Origin of the sequence: Thiomicrospira microaerophila, from assembly GCF_023278225.1 — a bacterium.
Classification (GTDB): domain Bacteria; phylum Pseudomonadota; class Gammaproteobacteria; order Thiomicrospirales; family Thiomicrospiraceae; genus Thiomicrospira; species Thiomicrospira microaerophila_A.
In genome coordinates this window covers 114,599-135,223 of record NZ_CP070959.1, presented here as the reverse complement: position 1 = coordinate 135,223, position 20,625 = coordinate 114,599, and the positions used below count along the sequence as shown (strand labels likewise).

Genomic DNA, 20,625 nt, shown 5'->3' with positions numbered 1-20,625 from the left:
AACTAAGTTGAAGGAGCATTCAAAATGAAACGTCGTGACTTTATCAAAACGCTAACAAGCGGTTTAATTGCACCAGGCCTGCTTGTTAGCCACAGTGCTTCTGCGCGCGATCAAAACGCCGAATTCTGGCGCTTGGCCTCGCAAGGTCACAATCTCATTCTTGTTCGCCATACCCGCACTCACCCGGGCATTGGCGATCCACCCGGCTTTCGACTCGACGACTGTCAAACACAACGTCTGCTTAACCCACAAGGCAGAGAGGAAGCCCGAAAAATAGGCGAACAATTTCACCAAGCTAATCTAAAGTTAGACCGCATTCTCTCCAGTGCTTGGTGCCGATGTACTGAAACCGCTGATATTGCGTTTGGCCGTCATGAAGTTTGGGCGCCAATTAATTCAATTTTTTCTAATCGTGAACGTGGACCGGCGCAAACACGCGCTATTCTTCAAGCCGCTGCCTCACAACCACCTGGTGAAAACTGGATTTTAAGTACCCATCGCAGCAATATATTACTCGCCACCGGACAAAACACCTCCATGGGCGATGTGCTGTTAACCCGCTACTCAGCTTCATCTCCCGATAAACTGGTAGTAATGGCACAACTCAACTGGCGCTAAAAACTTAAACCTGAATAGACCGACGAAAACACTTAATTTTTTACCTTATAATAGGCCGATTAAACCACCTTGGAAAACATTCATGGCGACCATCGCAGAACTCAAACAAGATCTTAGTATTCAGTCTAACCTAATGGGAAAGCCCTTAACGTTTAAAACCACCTGGGGGATTTTTAGTCCACGTGAAATAGATTCAGGCACTGAATTATTACTTCGTTATCTCGAAATTAAACCCGATGAAGTTGCGCTTGATATAGGATGTGGTTATGGTCCAATTGGTTTAGCTATCGCTGCCAATGCGCCACAAGGTGAGGTGCATATGGTTGATAAAGACTTTGTGGCCGTGGACTATGCAAATAAAAATGCGCAACACAACGGGCTTAACCACGCAAAAGCCTATTTATCGAATGGATTAAGCGCAGTGCCTAAAGAGATTCAATTTAGCACCGTCGTTTCCAATATACCTGCCAAGGTCGGCAAAGAAATGCTGAGTATTTTATTGCATGACATTCATCAACAACTTGTTCCGGGCGGACAGTTGGTCGTGGTCACGATTAATGGCTTGCGCGACTATATGAAGCGAAATTTTAATGACGTGTTTGGCAATTACGAAAAGGTCAAACAAGGTAAAGATTACACGATTTCACGCTGCGTTAAGCAATAAAGCGATTAAATAAAAAACCCGAGACAAGCTCGGGTTTTTTATTGATAAGAAAACTTATCTTACAACTTGGTTTAGTGAACCTGACACATAACGTGCTTGCATCACTTCTAAACCAACCGCTTTGATCTTAGAAGCATGACCCGCACAACCAAAGGCTTCGAAACGGGCTTTACAGATTTCCATCATCGCATCTTCAGCTGCTTTGAAGAATTTACGTGGATCGAAGTTAGAGGTGTTTTCAGCCAAGTGCTTACGGATCGCACCGGTTGATGCCATACGCAGGTCGGTGTCGATATTGACTTTACGCACGCCGTACTTGATGCCTTCAACAATCGCTTCTACCGGTACACCATAGGTTTGACCCATGTCACCGCCGTAGTTATTGATAATGCTCAACCATTCTTCTGGAACAGAAGAAGAACCGTGCATAACTAGGTGAGTTGTAGGAATACGCTCATGGATTTTTTTGATCTGGTCAATTTTCAATACGTCATCAGATGGCTTAGAAGTAAACTTATATGCGCCATGAGAAGTACCTACTGCTACCGCTAAACAGTCAACATTAGTATCTTTAACAAACTGAGCCGCTTCTTCTGGATCAGTCAACAAAGCTGAATGGTCTAGTTTTTCATCTGAACCATGACCATCTTCTTCACCCATCATACCGGTTTCTAGTGAACCTAAACAACCTAGCTCACCTTCAACAGATACACCACCTGCGTGGGCAATCTTAACAACTTCAGCAGTAATACCGGCATTGTACTCATAAGATGCTGGCGTTTTCATGTCCGCCATCAAAGAACCGTCCATCATTACCGAGGTAAAACCAGACTGGATTGCACGTAAACATACACCTACGTCAGAACCGTGATCCTGGTGCATAACAACCGGAATATGTGGATACATTTCAACCGCTGCAGCCACCATATGGCGAAGCATTGGCTCACCCGCGTACTTACGCGCACCCGCAGAACCCTGAAGGATAACGGGAGAGTTAACAGCATCAGCCGCACGCATGATTGCACGAACTTGTTCCATATTGTTGACGTTAAACGCTGGCATACCAAAACTATGCTCTGCAGCGTAATCCATTAATTCACGAAGTGTAATCATCGCCATCTGCGATACTCCTTTGTTGGTTTCAAAAAAATTGTTATATAGCGAAAATTCTGTTTATGGAACTTTAACTATTTCAAGGCGGTTAGTGCCGCCCATGTTACCGCGTTGCTCGCCACGGGTCAAAACGACCAAGTCCCCTTCAGTAACAATACCAAATGACTTTAGTTGTTTCAGTACATTTTGCTGGACTTGTTCATCCGTTAAATCACTGTAGTCAACCAATGATGGATAAACACCACGGTACATACAAACCTTGCGCCGCGTTGACTTATGCGGTGTAAGCGCAAAAATAGGCATGCCCGAGCTAATACGTGACATTAATAAAGGCGTATTACCTGATTCAGTTAATGCCGCAATACACTTAACATTGAAATGGTTAGCCGCATACATGGTTGCCATCGCAATGGTTTCATCAACGGCACTAAAATATTCTTCAATACGATGTGTCGAATGACGAGTAGAGCGTGACTTTTCTGCCTCATGACAAATTCTTGCCATCGCTTCTACGACTAGATGCGGGAATTTACCGGTTGCCGTTTCACCAGATAGCATCACCGCATCGGTTCCATCCATCACAGCGTTAGCGACGTCAAACACTTCGGCACGGGTTGGAATCGCATTCTCAATCATGGTTTCCATCATTTGAGTTGCAGTGATTGTGACACGATTTAACTGACGCGCACGTTTAATGATTTTCTTTTGAATCGCCGGTAATTGTGCGTCGCCAATTTCAACACCCAAATCACCGCGTGCGATCATAACCACGTCAGAGGCGAGAATAATGCCATCCAACGTTTCGTCATCGGCAACCGCTTCAGCTCGTTCGATCTTAGACACTATGCCACACTCTAACCCTGCTTGTTGAGCTAGACTACGGCAATATTCAACATCGGCTGCCGAACGCGGAAAAGACAGCGCCAAGTAATCGGCATCAATTTTTGCTGCAGTAAGAATATCTTCTTTATCTTTTTCAGTTAAGGCACTGGCTGACAAGCCGCCACCTAATAAATTAATACCCTTGTTATTTGAAAGCTTGCCACCGACTGTAACCGTACATTCAACGCGCTCACCGACAACCTGATCGACTTTCATCACGATACGACCATCGTCAAGCAATAACAAATTACCCGGTTTAACATCATAAGGTAGGTTTTTATAGGTTAGACCCACTTCTTCATGATTGCCGTTTAATGGATCAACATTATTATCAAGTGCAAACTTATCACCTTCGTTAAGCTCGATAACACCTGATGCAAAACGTGCTACACGAATCTTAGGTCCTTGCAGGTCGACTAAAATTGCCACTTCGCGGTTAAGTTTAGCTGCTGTCTCACGAATAAATTCAGCACGTTTTAGATGATCCTCTACCGCACCATGCGACATGTTAATACGTACAACATCGACACCTGCTTTGATAATACGTTCAATCTCACCCGGACGATCGGTTGCCGGTCCAAGTGTCGCGACGATTTTTGTTCTTCTTAGTGAACTCATAATAACGCAATTTCCTTTTAATATAAGGTTATAGGGCTTAGGTTCAGTAAGATGGCTCGCAAAATAAACTGTCCCCCTGTCGGGGAAAAGACCCATCCGGTCTAATTCCAGCAATTTACTTCCCGAGACACCCTGTTACTTACCTTAAGCCAATCAATTTAAAAAACCCAGGCCTGAATAACCAGGCCTGGTTCACAATGCGCTTATTTAGCGCGCTGTTCTAGCATTTCTACCGCAGGTAGTTTTTTGCCTTCCAAGAATTCAAGGAATGCACCGCCACCGGTTGAAATATAAGACACACGGTCTTCAATGCCGTATTTATCAATCGCTGCCAAGGTGTCACCACCGCCAGCGATTGAAAAGGCATTTGATTCAGCAATCGCATTCGCGATGGTTTGTGTGCCACCACCAAATTGATCAAACTCAAAAACACCTACTGGGCCGTTCCAAACGACTGTGCCGGCGTTTTTGATGATTTCAGCCAATTCAGCGGCTGATTTTGGACCGATATCAAAAATCATATCGTCATCCGCTACCGCCGATACATCTTTGGTTTCAGCGGCAGCGGTTTCAGAGAACTCTTTACCGGTTACCACGTCTTGCGCTAACGGAATCGACGCACCACGACCATTCATGATTTCATTCAATTTGTTCGCAGTAGGCACGAGGTCATCTTCACACAAAGATTTGCCAACATTGTGACCTGCTGCTTTGATGAAGGTATTAGCAATACCGCCACCCACAACCAATTGGTCAACCACGGTTGATAATGACTCAAGTACAGTTAGTTTAGTTGAAACCTTTGAACCACCGACAATCGCCACTAAAGGACGTGCTGGCTCTTTTAGTGCTTTAGTTAAAGCATCTAGCTCTTCAGTCAAGAGTAAACCGGCACAAGCAACCGGTGCATACACACCCGCACCGTGGGTTGAACCCTGTGCACGGTGCGCAGTACCGAATGCGTCCATAACATAGACGTCACATAAGGCTGCATATTTCTTAGAAATTTCTTCTGTGTTCTTACCTTCACCAACGTTGAAACGTACGTTTTCAAGTAAAACCAGCTCACCGTCCGCCACGTCAAAGCCGCCGTCTAGGTAATCTTTGATTAGACGCACTTCTTTACCTAGTTTAGCTGATAAATCAGCCGCTACCGGTGCTAATGAGTTTTCTTCAGAAAATTCACCTTCAACTGGACGACCCAAATGAGACATTACCATCACTTTTGCGCCCGCATTCATTGCGGCTTCAAAGGTTTTCATGGACGCACGAATACGCGCATCAGACGTTACTTTACCGCCTTTAACTGGAACGTTAAGATCTGCACGGATAAGAACGCGCTTACCTTTAAGATCCAAATCAGCCATACGAATAAAAGACATATTCGGCTCCTTATTATTTGCCAACGTGTTCTACAACACGCATCATGTTGCAGGTATAGCCGTATTCATTGTCATACCATGCAACCACTTTAACGAAGGTGCCGTCTAATGCGATACCCGCGCCTGCATCAAAGATTGATGGATGAGAATTGCCACGGAAGTCAGTAGATACAACTGATTCATTCGTGTAACCTAACACACCTTTCATTTCGCCTTCAGAAGCGGCTTTCATCGCGGCACAGATTTGTTCGTAAGTTGCTTCTTTTTCTAGCTCAACCGTCAAGTCAACAACCGATACGTCAGAAGTAGGGACGCGGAACGCCATACCGGTTAACTTACCGTTTAGTGAAGGTAACACTTTACCTACCGCCTTAGCAGCGCCAGTAGATGATGGGATGATGTTTTCTAAGATACCACGACCACCGCGCCAATCTTTAGAAGAAGGACCGTCAACAGTTTTTTGCGTTGCGGTTGCAGCGTGAACAGTGGTCATCAAACCACGCTTGATACCAAAGTTATCATTTAACACTTTAGCAACTGGCGCTAAACCATTAGTAGTACATGATGCGGCTGAAACAATCGCTTGACCTGCATATTCATTGTGGTTTACGCCATAAACGAACATAGGGGTATGATCTTTTGATGGTGCAGACTGAACAACTTTTTTCGCACCGGCTTGAATGTGCGCTTGACAAGATTCTTCAGTCAAAAAGAAACCGGTACATTCGATAACTAAATCAACACCTGCTTCATCCCACTTCAAGTTTGCAGGGTCACGCTCTGCAGTTAAACGGATTTTTTTACCGTTAACGACCATACTGTTGCCTTCAACCGCGACATCACCTTGGAAGTTACCGTGAACAGAGTCATATTTCAACATATAGGCTAGGTATTCTGGATCCAGTAGGTCGTTGATTGCGACTACTTCAATACCTGGAAAATCTTTTGCTGCCGCACGAAACGCCATACGGCCGATACGACCAAAACCATTGATACCAACTTTAATTGTCATAGCTTTCTCCTATTTGTGAAATTGAGCGCCATGCCTGCAGCACAGGCTCAACATCCTGCCCACTTTAAAGTGGGCTTTATTAAAATAAAATTTCTTATCCGATTAGGGCTGAAGCTTTAGCCACCACGTTTTCAACCGTGAAGCCAAACTCTTTAAATAACTCACCGGCTGGTGCAGATTCACCGAAGGTGTCAATACCTACGACATCACCTTCTAAACCAACCCACTTACGCCAGTAATCGGTTACCCCAGCTTCGACAGCTAGACGTTTTACGCCTGGCACCAACACCGAATCTTTGTAAGCTTGGTCTTGGACATCAAACATGTCAGGGCATGGCATAGATACAACACGAACATTTTTACCCTGTTCAGTTAGGGTTGTCGCCGCTTTAACGGCTAACTCAACTTCTGAACCGGTTGCAATAATAATTAACTCTGGGCTTGATGCGCTGTCAACCAACACATAACCACCCTTCTCGATATTTTTAACCTGTTCAGCCGTACGTGGCATTGGCGTTAGGTTTTGACGCGAGAAGACCAACGCAGTCGGTGCTTCATTACGCATCATCGCGACTTTCCATGAAACCGCGGACTCAATCGCATCACAACCACGCCAAGTTTGGAAACGAGGAATCATGCGCATCGTCGCAATCTGCTCAACCGGCTGGTGGGTCGGGCCGTCTTCACCTAGACCAATTGAGTCATGGGTGTAAACATAGATAGTGCCAATTTTCATCAAGGCTGACATACGCAACGCATTACGCATGAACTCCATAAACATTAGGAAAGTTGCGCCGTAAACTTTAAAACCACCATGTAGAACCATACCGTTCATCATGTGCGCCATACCGAACTCGCGTACACCCCAAGAGATGTAGTTACCGTTAGCATTGTTTTTGTTAACTTTAACGGTGCCTGACCAGTTGGTTAGGTTTGAACCGGTTAGGTCGGCTGAACCACCAAACATTTCAGGTAACAATGGGCCCATCGCTTCAATGGTATTTTGCGAAGCTTTACGTGAAGCGATATTTGGCATATCGGCTTGAACTTTTGCAATGAACTTATCCATTTCAACTTCGAAGTTAGCCGGTAATTCACCTGACATACGACGTTTGAATTCAGACGCGAGTTCTGGATATTCTTTTTCATAAGCGGCAAACATATCGTTCCAAGCCGCTTCTTCGTCAGCACCCTTAGCGGTATGATCCCAACCATCATAAATCTCTTGTGGGATAACGAAAGGCTCATGGTTCCAGCCTAAGTTTTCACGTGTTAACGCGATTTCTTGGTCACCTAATGGTGCACCGTGACAATCATGTGTACCGCATAGGTTTGGAGAACCGAAGCCGATGGTGGTGCGCGTACAGATCAAGGTAGGCTTGTCTTGAATTGACTTGGCTTCATGAATCGCCGCATCAACTGCTTCAGCATTATGACCATCAACACCACGAATAACATGCCAACCATAAGACTCAAAACGACCAGGCACATCCTGCTCCATCCACTCGCCAATGTGGCCGTCGATAGAAATATCGTTATCGTCCCAGAAGGCAACCAATTTACCTAAACCTAATGCACCAGCCATCGCACAAGCTTCGTGCGACAAACCTTCCATTAAACACCCATCACCCATAAATACATAGGTGTGATGATTCACGACTGGGAAGTTAGGACGGTTAAACTGAGCGCCAAGGGTACGTTCTGCAATCGCCATACCGACTGCATTGGTGATACCTTGACCCAATGGACCGGTGGTGGTTTCGATACCATCGGCATAACCATATTCAGGGTGACCTGCCGTTTTTGAATGCAATTGACGGAACTGCTTAATGTCGTCCATGCCCAAATCAAAACCAGTCAAATGAAGCAATGAATAGATCAACATTGACCCGTGGCCGTTAGACAATACAAAACGGTCACGATCGGCCCATTTTGCATTTTTCGGGTTGTATTTCATGTGACCATTCCACAAGACTTCAGCGATATCCGCCATACCCATAGGGGCACCTGGATGACCTGATTTTGCTTTTTGCACTGCGTCCATGCTTAACGCGCGAATGGCGTTAGCGAGTTCTCTACGAGTTGGCATATCAACTACCTCAATATTGAAAAAATTCGGGATTCTGAAAAGGCTGTCGAAAGAAAAAATGACTTTTTCAGAAATAACAATCTAGTATTGTCGCTCAAAATGAAGAAATCTTCAAGTCATCGGACAATTTTGCAAACATTCAGTACCTTAATTGCGCCTGAAACCGAGCCGACTTATTTCAGCGCGCTGAACGAATAACAGCTTAACCATTACTATCCTAATTCAAACAGATGACCTTTTTGTTACCAGACCTTCATAAAGCGACAGAATAGCCGGTATTAGCAATAAAATCAGCAGGGTGGCAAACAATAAACCAAAAGCGATAGACACGGCCATAGGGATTAAAAACTGGGCTTGCAATGAGGTTTCAAATAGCAAAGGTGTCAAACCTGCGACTGTAGTCAAGGTCGTGACCAACACTGCACGCAAACGCTGCACTGATGCCTCCTCCAATGCCTCATTGACAGCCATGCCTTCCTCTCGTAATCGCTTATAAAAACTAACAAGAATAATCGAATTGTTGACAACGATACCCGCAAGCCCAAAAAAACCAAACATCGACAAGAGTGTTAAACCTATCCCTAAAAAATAATGACCTAAGATCGCACCAATTAACCCCAGTGGAATAGCCAACATCACAATCACAGGCCAAGTATAGGACTCAAACACCCAAGCCAAGATAATATAGATCAACACCAAACCAATCACTAAACCCATTAACATATCTGACATGGTTTTTTGTTGATTACGTGCGGTGCCTTCAAAGCTATAACTTACACCGTACTTTGCCATTAACTCGGGCAACAAATCCTGTTCTAAACCCGCCAGTATCCGATTGGCATTATTCACTGCTCGATCCACATCGCCCAGCACTGTCACAGCAAGCTGACCGTTAAAATGACGCATAACATCAAAACCCTGCTGTGTTTGCCAATCTACCAAGCTACTAAGGGGAACCTGCCGCCCGTCAGGACTCGTCAATTGCATTTCATTTAAAACCGCCAACTGAGCCTGACGCTCACGAGGTAGCATAACGCGCACTTCAATCTCATCCTCGCCCAGCGTATAAATCTGCGCTAATCTGCCAGAAAAAGCAGCACTCAGCTGACTACCGATTGCAGCATAACTGAAACCCAAAGCATGCGCTTGCGGTGTCATTTTAAAAACCAGTTGTTCCCGCCCAAATGGAAGGTCATCTGAAATCCCACTTACGCCAGGAATATCATCAAGAGCCTGCTGCAACTCAAGCGAGGCTTGTTTTAGACGCTCCGGAGAGGCGCCCGTAAATTGAACTTGAATATCCCTCCCCGGCGGCCCACCCGTTTGCGCCACAATATTAAAATTTTCCAGCCCTGGATGTGGGTTTACTCGTGACTGCCATTCACGAATAAACGCCAAGTTACGAGTATGGCGACGATCAGGATCAATCAACTCGACATTTACCTGGCCAAATACCGAACCTGAGCCGCCCGAGCCCTGGTTAAATGCCACTACGGCTGTGTCAACAATCCCTGGCTCTAATACGCTTTCAGTATCTCGCAAAGCCTGATAAACATGCTCAATAAAGCGTGCTGTGATAGCCTGATCCGTTCCTGCAACAAACTGAATAGAAGCATTAATCTTATTTCCTTCTGGAGCAGGAAAAAACGTAAAACTCAAACGACCACCGGCTAACAAACCAAAAGTCAGCAAAATAAAACCAAACGCAATCGCTAAAGTGGTCGCACGGTTCGCCAATACCCACCGTATGATGCGACGATAACTATTTTGCCGAAAAGACAAAAACGCCCTATCCCACCGAGAACGCCAACTCTTTTCATTATCTCTAGATAAGTTATTTTTACGCCCCCAGTCCAAACCAAAACGCAAATGACCCGGTAAAACGAGAAAACACTGCACCAATGACACCAGAATAACCGCCACAATAACCATAGGAATGGCGAACAATATTGCCCCGATTTCAGCACCGATCAACATGAGAGGTAAAAAAGCAGCAATCGTAGTCAAAGAAGACGCCATGACAGGGGTAAACATTCGTCGCGCACCGCCTTCAGCCGCCTCCGCTGCACCCTCACCCTGCTCGTAATGTGTTAGCGCATCCTCACCGACAACAATCGCATCGTCAACAATAATCCCAAGCGCCATGATCAACCCGAACAGGCTAATCATATTGATACTGCCACCACCTAGATATAAAACCATTAAGGTCGCTAAAAATGATACAGGAATACCCACAGCCACCCAAAGCGCAACTCGACCATTCAGAAACACATACAAGATAAGTAAAACCAAAATCAGTCCACCAACCCCGTTCTTCACCAACAACATAATCCTGTCTTTTACCAACGACCAAGTTTCATCATAAACTTTTAGCGTCATACCTGCAGGCAAAACCGGTTCAACTTCAGCAAGCCAGGCCTGCATTATTTGTGATGACTTTAGGGTATTACCCGACTCTGCACGCTGTAGCGCCATTTCAATCGCTGGTCGACCATCGACTTTTAAGTAGGCAGAGTCTTTAATTGGCCGCAAAGACACCTCGGCCAGATCACCTAGCTGCAAGTACTCCGCCGCGTTAACCTTAATCGGCAACTCAGCAAAACCTTGCGCATCCCGCTGCTGTTCAATCGCGCGAATATCACGCGCGCTATCACTGTCTCCCATGCGACCAACCGGCAAATCACGGCTTAAATTGGCAACCTGGCTCGCCACCTGATCGTACGACATACCGTATTGCGCAATCTGTTTTAAATCCAATTCAATCGCTAACTCCTCAGCAGGCCGACCACGGAAATCGACCTTATCAATGCCCCGAGATAGCAAATCTCTTTCAAACTCACGCGCCCAATAGCGTAACTGCTCCTCTTCTCCAACTTGACCAAGCACCAACACCTTTGCCACTGGTTCATAACGACTAATACGCTCCACGGTTAAACTTTGAATATCCTGTGGCAAATTTCGCAACTCTCCGACTCGCTGACGAACCTGATCAATAGCTTCAATCATATTCGTTCCCTCAATAAACTTAAGGGTCACAACCGACACGCCCAAAGAGGAAGTCGATGTCATTTCATCCAGATTTTCAACATTACGCAATACCCGTTCAATTGGATTAGTAACACTAGCTTCAACATCCTGAGCATTGGCCGAAGGCCAAATTACACGCACCTGCGCATAATCCAAATTAAAGCTGGGGAAAAACTGCACATTCATTTTAAAAAGCGCCACAACGCCTAGCAAAATCATCAACAACATCACTAGGTTTGCCGCAACCTTATGACGGGTAAACACCCCAATAATGCCATTCTCTTTAAAACTCAACTGACTCATAAAGGACTCCGAAGAACATCAAATGGCTGAGGATCAACCAACAAGCCGCTAATAGCATTGGGTAAACGCGTGACACTTAATTGCGCCCCCGGCTCAAAACTCGCTTCGACTAGCGCCCATTTTCGACCTTGATAAGAAACCTCACCTACCCACTCTGCTTCACGATGTACCAATCGATTGTCCTCAACCAAATACACCTGCTTATTTGCCACTAATGCGCTGTAAGGTATAGCATAAACGGAAGACAAAACCGGCAATTTCAAGCTCACCGACCACAAATCACCTGGCCTGGCCACGAGCCCATCCGGAACAGCAAAAAAACCTTCAATACCCGCAGCAGTCGCTTGACCGGCTAATCGCTCCAAAGTAAGTTCATAAACCTGACCAAACTGTTCAACATGGGCTTTTAACGTCTCACCTTGTAACAATAATTGTTCGATGGCCTGACGATAACGCGCAGGTAAGCTTGCCTTCAACTCCAGACTAGAAAGGGCATAAACTTCAAGCAAACGCGTATTTTGCGTAACTAGATCGCCTTGGGTGACATGCGTTGCCAGCACTCGCCCACTAAACCCAGCCAATGGATTTGCTCGATCAACGCTCAAGATTGCTCGCTGAAGGTTAACCTGTGCCCGCTCTAGGCGTGCATGCAATTGGGCCAACTTCGCCTGCTGCTGATCAACAACCAACTGACTGTTCACCACCACCAGCTCTTGGCGTAACAAAGCATCCTGTGTTTGATCCAAATTCGACTGAGAAGTCAGGTTACGTTGATACAGCTCTTGGTTCCGCAGAAAATCAGCCTGCCGTATTGCCAGCAACTCACGCTCCTTTGACAAACGCTGTCGCTCTGTCTTCTGCAACTGCTCTTCTACAGCCAATAAAGCCTGAGCCTCATTAAGCTCTGCCTGAGCCTGAATTAAGGTCAAATCCAGTTCATCTTTACCAAAGCTAAAGAGCCGATCACCTGACTTGAAAACTTGCCCTGCTTTGAATGGAAAAAAAGTAATTTCACCCGACACAGGTGCTTGAAAGGTCAGCACTTGGTTGCTTTGCACCGTGCCAAAAAGCGTGATCTCCGGCTGCCAATCAGCCGCGTTTAACGTCATCACCTCTACCGACCAAGCGCGCTCGCTAATCTCGGTTGGCGGTGTTTGTGGCTTGGTTTTTTTCAAATACTGAAAAACCGCGAGAGCAAAAAAAACAATCAACAGCGGCAGCAAAACTTTAAAAAAACGTGATTTGAGCAACATAAAAAGCAAACCTATACAAAATTGATATATAGCAGGTATTTTGACAGATTTTAGTAAAAGGATTAGGATTGAATGTGATAATTTTCATCTACAGGATAACAGCCGGTCGAACCAAGCGATTTTAGTCCGACAGGCTAACAGATAATTATCCCAAACAAAACTAGGAGACATAAAAAATGAAAAAAATAACACTCATCGCTGCATCACTCGGTTTAGCCCTAAGCCCACTGAGTTATGCAGACGAAAATCTAACCCAAGCACGCGAACTGGTTAAACAGTTTGGAGGCCAGCTTCAACCAGCACTAGGTCAAGCGATGCAATCAGGTGGCCCGATGTCCGCTATCGAAGTCTGTAAAACCAAAGCACCCGAAATAGCACGCCAAATAGCCCATGAATCAAATTGGGATATCAACCGAGTTAGCATGAAAAACAGAGCACCCAATGCTGAACCAGATGCTTGGGAACGAATTATGCTTCAAAGGTTTGAAGCACAATTGGCCGCAGGGGAAGACCCTAACCAATTTGAACATGGCGCGATTGTCCATGAAGATGGAAAATCCCACTACCGCTACATACGTGCGATTATGATTGGTGCTAACCAACCCTGCTTGCACTGTCATGGCACAGAAATTAACCCAGCAGTAAAACAAAAAATACTAGAACTCTATCCTAATGACAAAGCAACAGGCTATCAAACAGGCCAGATTCGCGGCGCTTTCAGCTTTAAAAAACCGCTTTAATCCTTCGGCAACTGAATCCAACCAGCATAGGTTGGATTCCTGCTAACACAATCACAAACCAGCCGAGAACTCCTGCAAAATAGCGACTTACTTACTAATGATCAGCAGACTTAGCCATAATAAGCAACTGGGTCTTAAAGTTGTCTAATCTAGCCAAACGTTGTTGCTCAATTGCTTGCGCCATTTTTTCACCTGTTAATCCATCCGCGGCTAGGATTGAAGCATCTACTTTGCTACAAGCCTCAAGTGCTCCAAGCCAAAAATCTTTCTGTGGATAAGGTGTATCCTCGAAACCCTTACGACCCAAATGATCTGCTTCACATACGGTAAGCAACTGCTCAAATCGTTCAGGTTGACGAAAGGCATCACAGCCTTTTAACACCTTAAGCATATCAGCCAAAGACATAGACAACCCACCCTTATGAATCCAGCCATGCCATTCTGTCGCCCTTAAAGCCAACTGCAAAGTTGTTTTCGGCACACGGAACAATCGCCCCCACTCCTCGACAATCGGCAGGCCTGCTTTTTCATGATCAGGATGCTGCGGCCAAAAAGAAGGGTTTGTCATACTCTTACCCAAGTCATGCACCAAGGCTGCAAACCTAACATCTAACGAGCTAGACAGCCTGGCAGCGGCATCCACAACCATCAAAGTATGCACACCGGCATCCCCTTCTGGATGATGCACCTCTGATTGAGGTACTTTAAAAAGACTATTCAAAGCAGGAAACAAGACTGATAATGCACCCACCTCTTTTAAACAGGCAAAAAACAAACCAGGCCTGCTAGTCATTAACGCCTTAGAGACCTCCTGCCAAACTCGCTCTGCAACCAAATCACTTAGCTCACCCTGATTCACCATCTGACGCATCAATTCACGTGTTTCATTCGCCAACTGAAACTCAAACTGTGCCAACTGGGCTTTAAAGCGAGCCACCCGCAACACCCGCAAAGGATCCTCAACAAAAGCAGGCGAAACATGGCGCAAAATACGCTGTTCCAAGTCTTGTTTACCCCCATAAGGGTCAATCAATTCGGCTTGATTGGTTAACGCCATGGCATTAATCGTTAAATCCCGGCGATACAAGTCCTCCTCTAAAGTCACATCGGGCGAGGCATCTATCTCAAAACCATGATAGCCGCGACCTGACTTACGCTCAGTTCTTGCCAGCGCATATTCTTCTTGGGTTTCCGGATGCAAAAAAACTGGAAAATCGCTGCCCACCTGCTTACAGCCTAAGGCTAACAAATCTTCTGCGCTTGCACCCACCACTACCCAGTCCCGATCTTGGATAGGGATGCCCAATAAGGCATCACGAACAGCGCCGCCAACCAAATAAACCTGCATGACTATCTAAAATCACCCTGATTGCGACCCGCCAATTGCCTGAAATAATCCAGACGCTGTTTAATCGGCTGATTAGCGACATAACTGGCCAAGGTAAACTCCAAACTAGCCGGCTCAAAACCGAACTGCTCGCTAAACGACTGAGCACTAACTAGATCAAGTGCCAAGATTTTTTGCTGATAAGGTGTCACACTTTTAAATGGCGCCAAAGGCCCCAGTAAAAGCATAAACTTAGCATTAAGCTGACACATAGGCATCACCATTGCCTTATCCATATCCATTAATGTTTTAACCCATTCGGCCAAGTCTTTGATCGTCATACGCTCATCACCCACCACTTCTAATTTTGCATTATGAAAACGGCGATCGTTAATACTCAACACCAGTGCCTTAGCAAAATCTTTTACCCAAAGTGGTTGAACTTCTATTGACGCATTCGGCATAAACGCAAAACCCAAACTGCTTAACTGTTTTGCGTAGAGTGAAGTGGTGCAATCCCCCTGGCCAATCAGCAGGCCTGGTCTAAATATCGTCGTCGATATTGAAGCCATATTATGTGTGATTGCATCGGCCTCACCCAATTGCTTTAACCATGAATTTGCTGCTTGACTTGCGTTAGCGCCAATTTGTGATAACTGGATAACGCGTTTAACCTTACCCTGCTCGGCAACCTGCTTTATCATTTGTGCCAAGTTGACTAACTGATCATCTGCAACCGACTCGGTTCGGCAGGTTTGATCCGCGAATAGATTAATAACCACATCTACGTCTTTAAAACAGTTTTTAAAAAACGCCTCGTTGTATTCACTCTCAACCGTGAACAACTGAACATCGGGTAAAAGATTAAACTGTCTAAAGCGTTCCGGACGTTTTACCGCCATTCTTACTGAATAATTTTGTAAAGACAGCTGGCGAACAACCTGCTCACCGACAAACCCCGTCGCCCCCAACACACAGACCCGTGTGAGTTTCTGATCAAACACTGATTTCATAGACACCATCTCTTTATATTTATATTAAAATGTGCAAATTCTTACAATTATTATGCATACACCCACCAAGGGTCAAGCAAGCAAAAGCGATAAGCGAAGATTTATTAGATAAATCTTTGTTAAACTACTCAGCTAAACGAAAAAATGGATTGTAAATCAGTGAAAACAATTAATGTTAGTGCATACAAAAGCAATAAAAAAGATGAACTTTATGTTTTTGTAGACAAAAATAAAGGGTTAGACATTCTCCCCGCAGAATTTCTAGTCATGTTTGGCGAAACCCAGTTTGTGACTGAGTTTGAGCTAACACCAGATAGAAAACTCGGACGTGAAAATCCGGTAAAAGTCTACGAAGCCCTCAAAACAAAAGGCTATTTTGTTCAAATGCCGCCAAACGAAGTAGAAAAACTTAGCGACCTGCCACCACCACCAGAAAGATTAGACAATATTTTTTAACAGTTAAAAAATAGCCTCTAATACGTTATAATCAAACTAAATTAATCGAGTAATGCCTAAATTATGATTATACAAATAGCCAATATAAAAGGCGGTTGCGGCAAAAGCACCCTCACCACCAACCTTGCCTGTCTACTGGTTAATCAAGGCAAAGATGTTATTATCGTCGATGCAGACCGTCAAGCAACCTCTTCAAACTGGGCACTTGACCGTAACGAAACGGATAAACCCAAAGTTAATCACGTTCAAGCATTTGATAATATTCGCGATACCCTGCTTGATCTTGGTAAACGCTACGAATACGTCCTAGTTGACGCAGGTGGCAGAGACTCAAGGGAATTAAGAACCGGAATGACTGCTGCAAATCTGCTCATTATTCCGTTTAGGCCTTCGCAACCAGATCTAGATGTTTTACCCAGTCTACAAGAAATCATCACGCTAACCAAAGACTACAACCCAAACTTAAAAGTGCGCGCTGTCTTAACACTCGCTCCCACCAACCCCTCAGTCAAAGAGGTTGAAGAAGCTAAAGACTATCTTAAAGACTACCAAGACATTCTTTTACTCAACACAATCATTCGTGATCGTAAAATTTATCGTGATGCCATGAGCCTTGGCTATGGCGTAATCGAAATGAACAACGACAAAGCAATCGAAGAAATTCAACAATTATCGGAGGAAATCCATGGTAACTAGACGCAAACCCAGAACAACCACCACCGCTGCAAAACCAGCGACCACACCAACTCAAACCGCAGCAGAAGTCAATGAGCCAACTACAGCGGTAGAACCAACGGCAAAACAAGAAGCACCGAAAGCGCCAGCGCCGGCTAAAAAGCCTGCTGCGCCGAAAGCGCCTGAAAAACCGGCAGAAGAAGCGCCAAGAATCATTCCATCACGTCGAGTATGGCCTGATTAGCAAAACATAAAAAAAGCGCTTTTTAAGCGCTTTTTAACAACATCCATTATTATTCTACAAGCTTTAAACGCCGCTTAAATTCTGTATCGCACGCGTTGCCGCTTCTGCTGCCGTATTAATATCAGCCTCATTACCCGCCAGAATTAAACGACCATAAGCCCCAACCGCACGCGCCTCAATCAAAGTAATATTAGCCGCTTTTTCAGCTTCATTAGCCGCATAAACAATATAACCTGCTGGCTCAGTCTCCATAATATACATACTTTGACCGGGCAAAATCATCGAACCACGACGATTATCACGGTTAATTAACACCGCATGATCCGGCATAATCGAACGAATAATCTCATTCCACATAATATGGCATTTTTGACGAGAATGCTCTTCGGTATTTAAAAAAGCCAAAACCTTATCACCAGCCTCTAGCACATCACTCTGATCGCGATGATGAATAACCATCGAACCATAGGCCCGCTCAACCACCTGCTGCCCCAAATGAACATTCGAACCCTTGAGCGCAATGTCCGTCAAGCGATGCACCGCCATACCCGGAGCCACTTCCATCCACAAACAAGCATCACCGGGTACAGGTAAAAAACCCTGGGCCGCGGTTCCCATGTAGGAAGCAATCTGCGGTTGCAATGAATTAATAAAAATATAGGTTCTAAGTTTAATCATAAATAATATGCCTTAGGCAAAACTAGTCTATCTGTGCCAAGAGTTCACGCAAAGCAACGGTTCGATTACTTAACGACTGCTTTAAAGCAGACGGCAATTGAGCCACAGTTGCATTGTGTCGAAATAAATAGAACACCGAATCATAACCATAACCCTGGTCACCTCGCTGCTCATGAAAAATATAACCCGGCCAATCTGCTGAAACACAAATCGGTAAAGGATCTAATGCATAGCGAACATAGGCCATGGTACAAACATATTTGGCCTGCCGATGCCCTTCCGGAACCTCACGCATCACACTTAACAACTTCTCAACATTTTGTTGATCGGTCGCATTTTCGCCTGCAAAACGCGCCGAATATAAACCCGGTGCACCTTGCAAAGCATCGACGAACAAACCCGAATCATCGCCAATCGCAGGCAAGCCCGTTCTATGGGCGGCAAAACGCGCTTTTAAAATCGCGTTTTCCATACAACTCAAACCTGTTTCTTCAGCCTGCTCTTCAAAAAACTCCGACTGAAGATAAACCTCATAACCCTGCATAATTGACTGCATTTCAGCCAACTTACCTTGATTACGCGAGGCCAATACCAGTTTTTTTCTTGGTGCATGTACCAAGCCTGCTTGTGAGCGATAAGGATTGGAGCGAATCATTTTTATTCAGGCATAACCGAGGAATGATGATGCGCAATTTTCCAACCACCATTACGGTGCTCATAAACAAAGGTATAACGAGCCGCCACATCCTTGGTTCCGGTTTTATCGGTCAAACGGAAAGAATAAATGCCTGCGTCCGTTAATTTATTACAACCCTTTTTGACATTGCGTTGAATAATGGTTCCATAAGGCTTCTTTTCTAGAAAATGTGAAAAATAGTCCTCGATTTCAGCCAGGTTAGTGCGAGCTAAATTAGAAACCGTTGGCAACAACACCGCATCATCAGAATAGAGTGCCGCGACCGTTTTCGGATTACCGGTTTGTAACGCATCATTCCACTTTTTAAACAGTTCTGTCGCCAACTTTTCATCTACCGGCGCACAATAGTTTTTTTCTACTGCAGAAGGGGTATCAATGGGGCGTCTTGAAACACCGGTAACCGCTTCGGAAGGATTGCGTAATGCGCTGTTCAAGCTAACCCGACTTTGTTTACCATAATCAATACCGGCCGTACCGGTGATTTGAATAGACTGAGATTTCATTCAACTAGTTCCTTATACAAATTATTTGCTTATTTTAACGCTTATCCAGCTCACGCGCTTTAAAATTATTCTCTTGGCTGCTGAAAATACTGCGCGCCTTTCTGTTGTAACAAGTCTAAAAATGCGCTAGCGATAATCGATAACGACTTTCCGGTTGGATAAACAATATTTAATTCTTTCTCCAACGGAAAGCCCTCCACATCCAAAATAGATATGGGGCCCTTCGCACCGTCTAAATAAACCGAATGCATAGGCACAACCGCAATTCCCAAATGAGCAAACACCGCCTGTTTAATTGTTTCGGTGCTTTCCAATGTTAAACGTACATTCAGCTTCAATCCTGCCTGACTAAACTTATCCTCTACCGCAGAGCGTGTACCAGAGCCAATTTCACGCATCAATATCGGTTGTTTGGCGATTTCAGAAAGTGGAATATTTCTTTGTCCAACCAATGGGTGATCTTGGTGAGCAATTAACACCAAAGGATTAGGTGTAAATGGAATATCCACTACATCCAAGCTGCTCGGTGGTTTTTGCCCCATAATATACAAATCATCCAAGTTCTCCTCTATGCGCTTAAGAAGCGTATCTCGGTTGCATACAGTGAACTCAAGTTCAATCTCAGGGTAGCTCTTAACAAACTCACCTAACGCAAGCGGAAGAAAGTACTTAGCGCTTGTCACAGCGGTAATTCTCAACCGACCTTTCCGCTTGCCTTTAAAATCATTTATCTTAATCTCAAGATTAGACAAGTTATCTAGAATTTCGCGACAAGCAAATGCCACCTGCTCGCCGACTTCTGTTAAATAGATATTTCGACCAATCTGCTCATACAAGGACACATCCAACGATTCCTGAAAACTCTTAATTTGAGTAGAAACCGTTGGCTGCGTTAAATACAAGGCGTCCGCTGCCTTAGTAAAACTTTGATAGCGTGCTACTGCTTCAAACACCTGAATCTGCCGCAGGGTTAAATGGCGAACCAGATAGTTGGAAATATTTTTATCTTCCAGCTTAGTTGGAGCAGACGTAGCCAAAACCTAACCTACTTACACTTATAGCTTGAATGCAATTCCGCATTCATACTAAAAATGAAATGGTGATAACCCTTCTTGATATCTTGATCCAATTCAGCCATCAATGCCGGCATCTGTTCTTCAGGTAGCATTAACATAAACAAAACATTACTATCGGCATCAAAATGACCTGACTGGAGACCGGAGTCCCCCTCACCATTAACCGTAAAAAAAGTAAAAGATTTAATACCTAGCTTACGAAAAATCTTTTTTACTCTTGACTCTAACGTATTAGAGGTAATGATCTGTATCATT

General features: G+C 44.7%; 20 protein-coding genes. 6 read left to right on the top strand and 14 right to left on the bottom strand.

Annotation, left to right across the window (positions count from 1 at the left end; translation table 11 throughout):
* Positions 1–24: 24 nt before the first annotated feature.
* Positions 25–618, top strand: coding sequence for a histidine phosphatase family protein (locus JX580_RS00690; RefSeq protein ID WP_248850891.1), 594 nt, complete (start codon positions 25–27; stop codon positions 616–618).
* Between the two features lie 82 nt (positions 619–700).
* Positions 701–1,282 carry a class I SAM-dependent methyltransferase gene (locus JX580_RS00685; RefSeq protein ID WP_248850890.1) on the top strand — a complete coding sequence of 194 codons (582 nt, stop codon included), beginning with the start codon at positions 701–703 and terminating at the stop codon, positions 1,280–1,282.
* Between the two features lie 54 nt (positions 1,283–1,336).
* Here JX580_RS00685 and fba read toward each other — a convergent pair whose 3' ends face one another.
* The 7 genes from fba to JX580_RS00650 form a co-directional block, all read right to left on the bottom strand.
* Complete coding sequence (fba, locus tag JX580_RS00680; RefSeq protein WP_248850889.1) at positions 1,337–2,401, bottom strand: class II fructose-bisphosphate aldolase; 1,065 nt, start codon at positions 2,399–2,401, stop codon at positions 1,337–1,339.
* 54 nt (positions 2,402–2,455) lie between these two features.
* Entirely contained in the window at positions 2,456–3,898 is a 1,443-nt protein-coding gene (gene pyk / locus JX580_RS00675) for a pyruvate kinase (protein WP_248851928.1), read from the bottom strand.
* A gap of 200 nt (positions 3,899–4,098) precedes the next feature.
* Positions 4,099–5,277, bottom strand: a complete 1,179-nt coding sequence (locus tag JX580_RS00670; protein ID WP_248850888.1) for a phosphoglycerate kinase — start codon at positions 5,275–5,277, stop codon at positions 4,099–4,101.
* 13 nt (positions 5,278–5,290) lie between these two features.
* Complete coding sequence (gap, locus tag JX580_RS00665; RefSeq protein ID WP_248850887.1) at positions 5,291–6,289, bottom strand: type I glyceraldehyde-3-phosphate dehydrogenase; 999 nt, start codon at positions 6,287–6,289, stop codon at positions 5,291–5,293.
* A gap of 94 nt (positions 6,290–6,383) precedes the next feature.
* A complete protein-coding gene (gene tkt, locus JX580_RS00660; RefSeq protein WP_248850886.1) occupies positions 6,384–8,378 on the bottom strand; it encodes a transketolase in 1,995 nt (664 codons plus the stop codon).
* 222 nt (positions 8,379–8,600) lie between these two features.
* Positions 8,601–11,708, bottom strand: a complete 3,108-nt coding sequence (locus JX580_RS00655; protein WP_248850885.1) for an efflux RND transporter permease subunit — start codon at positions 11,706–11,708, stop codon at positions 8,601–8,603.
* Positions 11,705–12,961: an efflux RND transporter periplasmic adaptor subunit gene (locus JX580_RS00650; RefSeq protein ID WP_248850884.1), complete on the bottom strand. Its 1,257-nt coding sequence runs from the start codon at positions 12,959–12,961 to the stop codon at positions 11,705–11,707. The genes JX580_RS00655 and JX580_RS00650 overlap by 4 nt, the downstream gene beginning before the upstream one ends.
* Before the next feature lie 176 nt (positions 12,962–13,137).
* Here JX580_RS00650 and JX580_RS00645 point away from each other — a divergent pair, with 176 nt between their 5' ends.
* A complete protein-coding gene (locus JX580_RS00645; RefSeq protein WP_248850883.1) occupies positions 13,138–13,701 on the top strand; it encodes a Tll0287-like domain-containing protein in 564 nt (187 codons plus the stop codon).
* 94 nt (positions 13,702–13,795) lie between these two features.
* Here JX580_RS00645 and JX580_RS00640 read toward each other — a convergent pair whose 3' ends face one another.
* Both JX580_RS00640 and JX580_RS00635 read right to left on the bottom strand, forming a co-directional pair.
* On the bottom strand, positions 13,796–15,049 hold the full coding sequence (locus JX580_RS00640) for a multifunctional CCA addition/repair protein (RefSeq protein ID WP_248850882.1): 1,254 nt from the start codon (positions 15,047–15,049) through the stop codon (positions 13,796–13,798).
* Positions 15,050–15,051: 2 nt separating this feature from the next.
* On the bottom strand, positions 15,052–16,041 hold the full coding sequence (locus JX580_RS00635; RefSeq protein ID WP_248850881.1) for an SDR family oxidoreductase: 990 nt from the start codon (positions 16,039–16,041) through the stop codon (positions 15,052–15,054).
* 159 nt (positions 16,042–16,200) lie between these two features.
* Here JX580_RS00635 and JX580_RS00630 point away from each other — a divergent pair, with 159 nt between their 5' ends.
* The 3 genes from JX580_RS00630 (at position 16,201) to JX580_RS00620 (ending at position 17,416) form a co-directional block, all read left to right on the top strand.
* On the top strand, positions 16,201–16,497 hold the full coding sequence (locus tag JX580_RS00630) for a YcgL domain-containing protein (protein ID WP_248850880.1): 297 nt from the start codon (positions 16,201–16,203) through the stop codon (positions 16,495–16,497).
* 63 nt (positions 16,498–16,560) lie between these two features.
* On the top strand, positions 16,561–17,193 hold the full coding sequence (locus JX580_RS00625; RefSeq protein WP_248850879.1) for an AAA family ATPase: 633 nt from the start codon (positions 16,561–16,563) through the stop codon (positions 17,191–17,193).
* Entirely contained in the window at positions 17,183–17,416 is a 234-nt protein-coding gene (locus JX580_RS00620; protein ID WP_248850878.1) for a hypothetical protein, read from the top strand. Before JX580_RS00625 ends, JX580_RS00620 begins: the two co-directional genes overlap by 11 nt.
* 63 nt (positions 17,417–17,479) lie before the next feature.
* Here JX580_RS00620 and JX580_RS00615 read toward each other — a convergent pair whose 3' ends face one another.
* The 5 genes from JX580_RS00615 to JX580_RS00595 form a co-directional block, all read right to left on the bottom strand.
* Positions 17,480–18,094: a BMC domain-containing protein gene (locus JX580_RS00615; RefSeq protein WP_248850877.1), complete on the bottom strand. Its 615-nt coding sequence runs from the start codon at positions 18,092–18,094 to the stop codon at positions 17,480–17,482.
* Between the two features lie 22 nt (positions 18,095–18,116).
* A complete protein-coding gene (gene rdgB / locus JX580_RS00610; protein ID WP_248850876.1) occupies positions 18,117–18,749 on the bottom strand; it encodes an RdgB/HAM1 family non-canonical purine NTP pyrophosphatase in 633 nt (210 codons plus the stop codon).
* A gap of 2 nt (positions 18,750–18,751) precedes the next feature.
* Positions 18,752–19,294: an SgcJ/EcaC family oxidoreductase gene (locus JX580_RS00605; protein WP_248850875.1), complete on the bottom strand. Its 543-nt coding sequence runs from the start codon at positions 19,292–19,294 to the stop codon at positions 18,752–18,754.
* Between the two features lie 65 nt (positions 19,295–19,359).
* Positions 19,360–20,331: a LysR family transcriptional regulator gene (locus JX580_RS00600; protein ID WP_248850874.1), complete on the bottom strand. Its 972-nt coding sequence runs from the start codon at positions 20,329–20,331 to the stop codon at positions 19,360–19,362.
* Between the two features lie 8 nt (positions 20,332–20,339).
* Positions 20,340–20,624: a P-II family nitrogen regulator gene (locus tag JX580_RS00595; RefSeq protein WP_248850873.1), complete on the bottom strand. Its 285-nt coding sequence runs from the start codon at positions 20,622–20,624 to the stop codon at positions 20,340–20,342.
* Between the last annotated feature and the right edge of the window lies 1 nt (position 20,625).

Coding starts and splice junctions, on each gene's coding strand:
- JX580_RS00685 (WP_248850890.1), top strand. CDS start 701: ATGGCGACCATCGCAGAACTCAAACAAGATCTTAGTATTCAGTCTAAC.
- rdgB (WP_248850876.1), bottom strand. CDS start 18,749: ATGATTCGCTCCAATCCTTATCGCTCACAAGCAGGCTTGGTACATGCA.
- JX580_RS00615 (WP_248850877.1), bottom strand. CDS start 18,094: ATGATTAAACTTAGAACCTATATTTTTATTAATTCATTGCAACCGCAG.
- JX580_RS00625 (WP_248850879.1), top strand. CDS start 16,561: ATGATTATACAAATAGCCAATATAAAAGGCGGTTGCGGCAAAAGCACC.
- JX580_RS00595 (WP_248850873.1), bottom strand. CDS start 20,624: ATGATACAGATCATTACCTCTAATACGTTAGAGTCAAGAGTAAAAAAG.
- fba (WP_248850889.1), bottom strand. CDS start 2,401: ATGGCGATGATTACACTTCGTGAATTAATGGATTACGCTGCAGAGCAT.
- JX580_RS00670 (WP_248850888.1), bottom strand. CDS start 5,277: ATGTCTTTTATTCGTATGGCTGATTTGGATCTTAAAGGTAAGCGCGTT.
- JX580_RS00640 (WP_248850882.1), bottom strand. CDS start 15,049: ATGCAGGTTTATTTGGTTGGCGGCGCTGTTCGTGATGCCTTATTGGGC.
- JX580_RS00650 (WP_248850884.1), bottom strand. CDS start 12,961: ATGTTGCTCAAATCACGTTTTTTTAAAGTTTTGCTGCCGCTGTTGATT.
- JX580_RS00645 (WP_248850883.1), top strand. CDS start 13,138: ATGAAAAAAATAACACTCATCGCTGCATCACTCGGTTTAGCCCTAAGC.
- JX580_RS00690 (WP_248850891.1), top strand. CDS start 25: ATGAAACGTCGTGACTTTATCAAAACGCTAACAAGCGGTTTAATTGCA.
- JX580_RS00620 (WP_248850878.1), top strand. CDS start 17,183: ATGGTAACTAGACGCAAACCCAGAACAACCACCACCGCTGCAAAACCA.
- JX580_RS00605 (WP_248850875.1), bottom strand. CDS start 19,294: ATGAAATCTCAGTCTATTCAAATCACCGGTACGGCCGGTATTGATTAT.
- JX580_RS00655 (WP_248850885.1), bottom strand. CDS start 11,708: ATGAGTCAGTTGAGTTTTAAAGAGAATGGCATTATTGGGGTGTTTACC.
- gap (WP_248850887.1), bottom strand. CDS start 6,289: ATGACAATTAAAGTTGGTATCAATGGTTTTGGTCGTATCGGCCGTATG.
- JX580_RS00635 (WP_248850881.1), bottom strand. CDS start 16,041: ATGAAATCAGTGTTTGATCAGAAACTCACACGGGTCTGTGTGTTGGGG.
- tkt (WP_248850886.1), bottom strand. CDS start 8,378: ATGCCAACTCGTAGAGAACTCGCTAACGCCATTCGCGCGTTAAGCATG.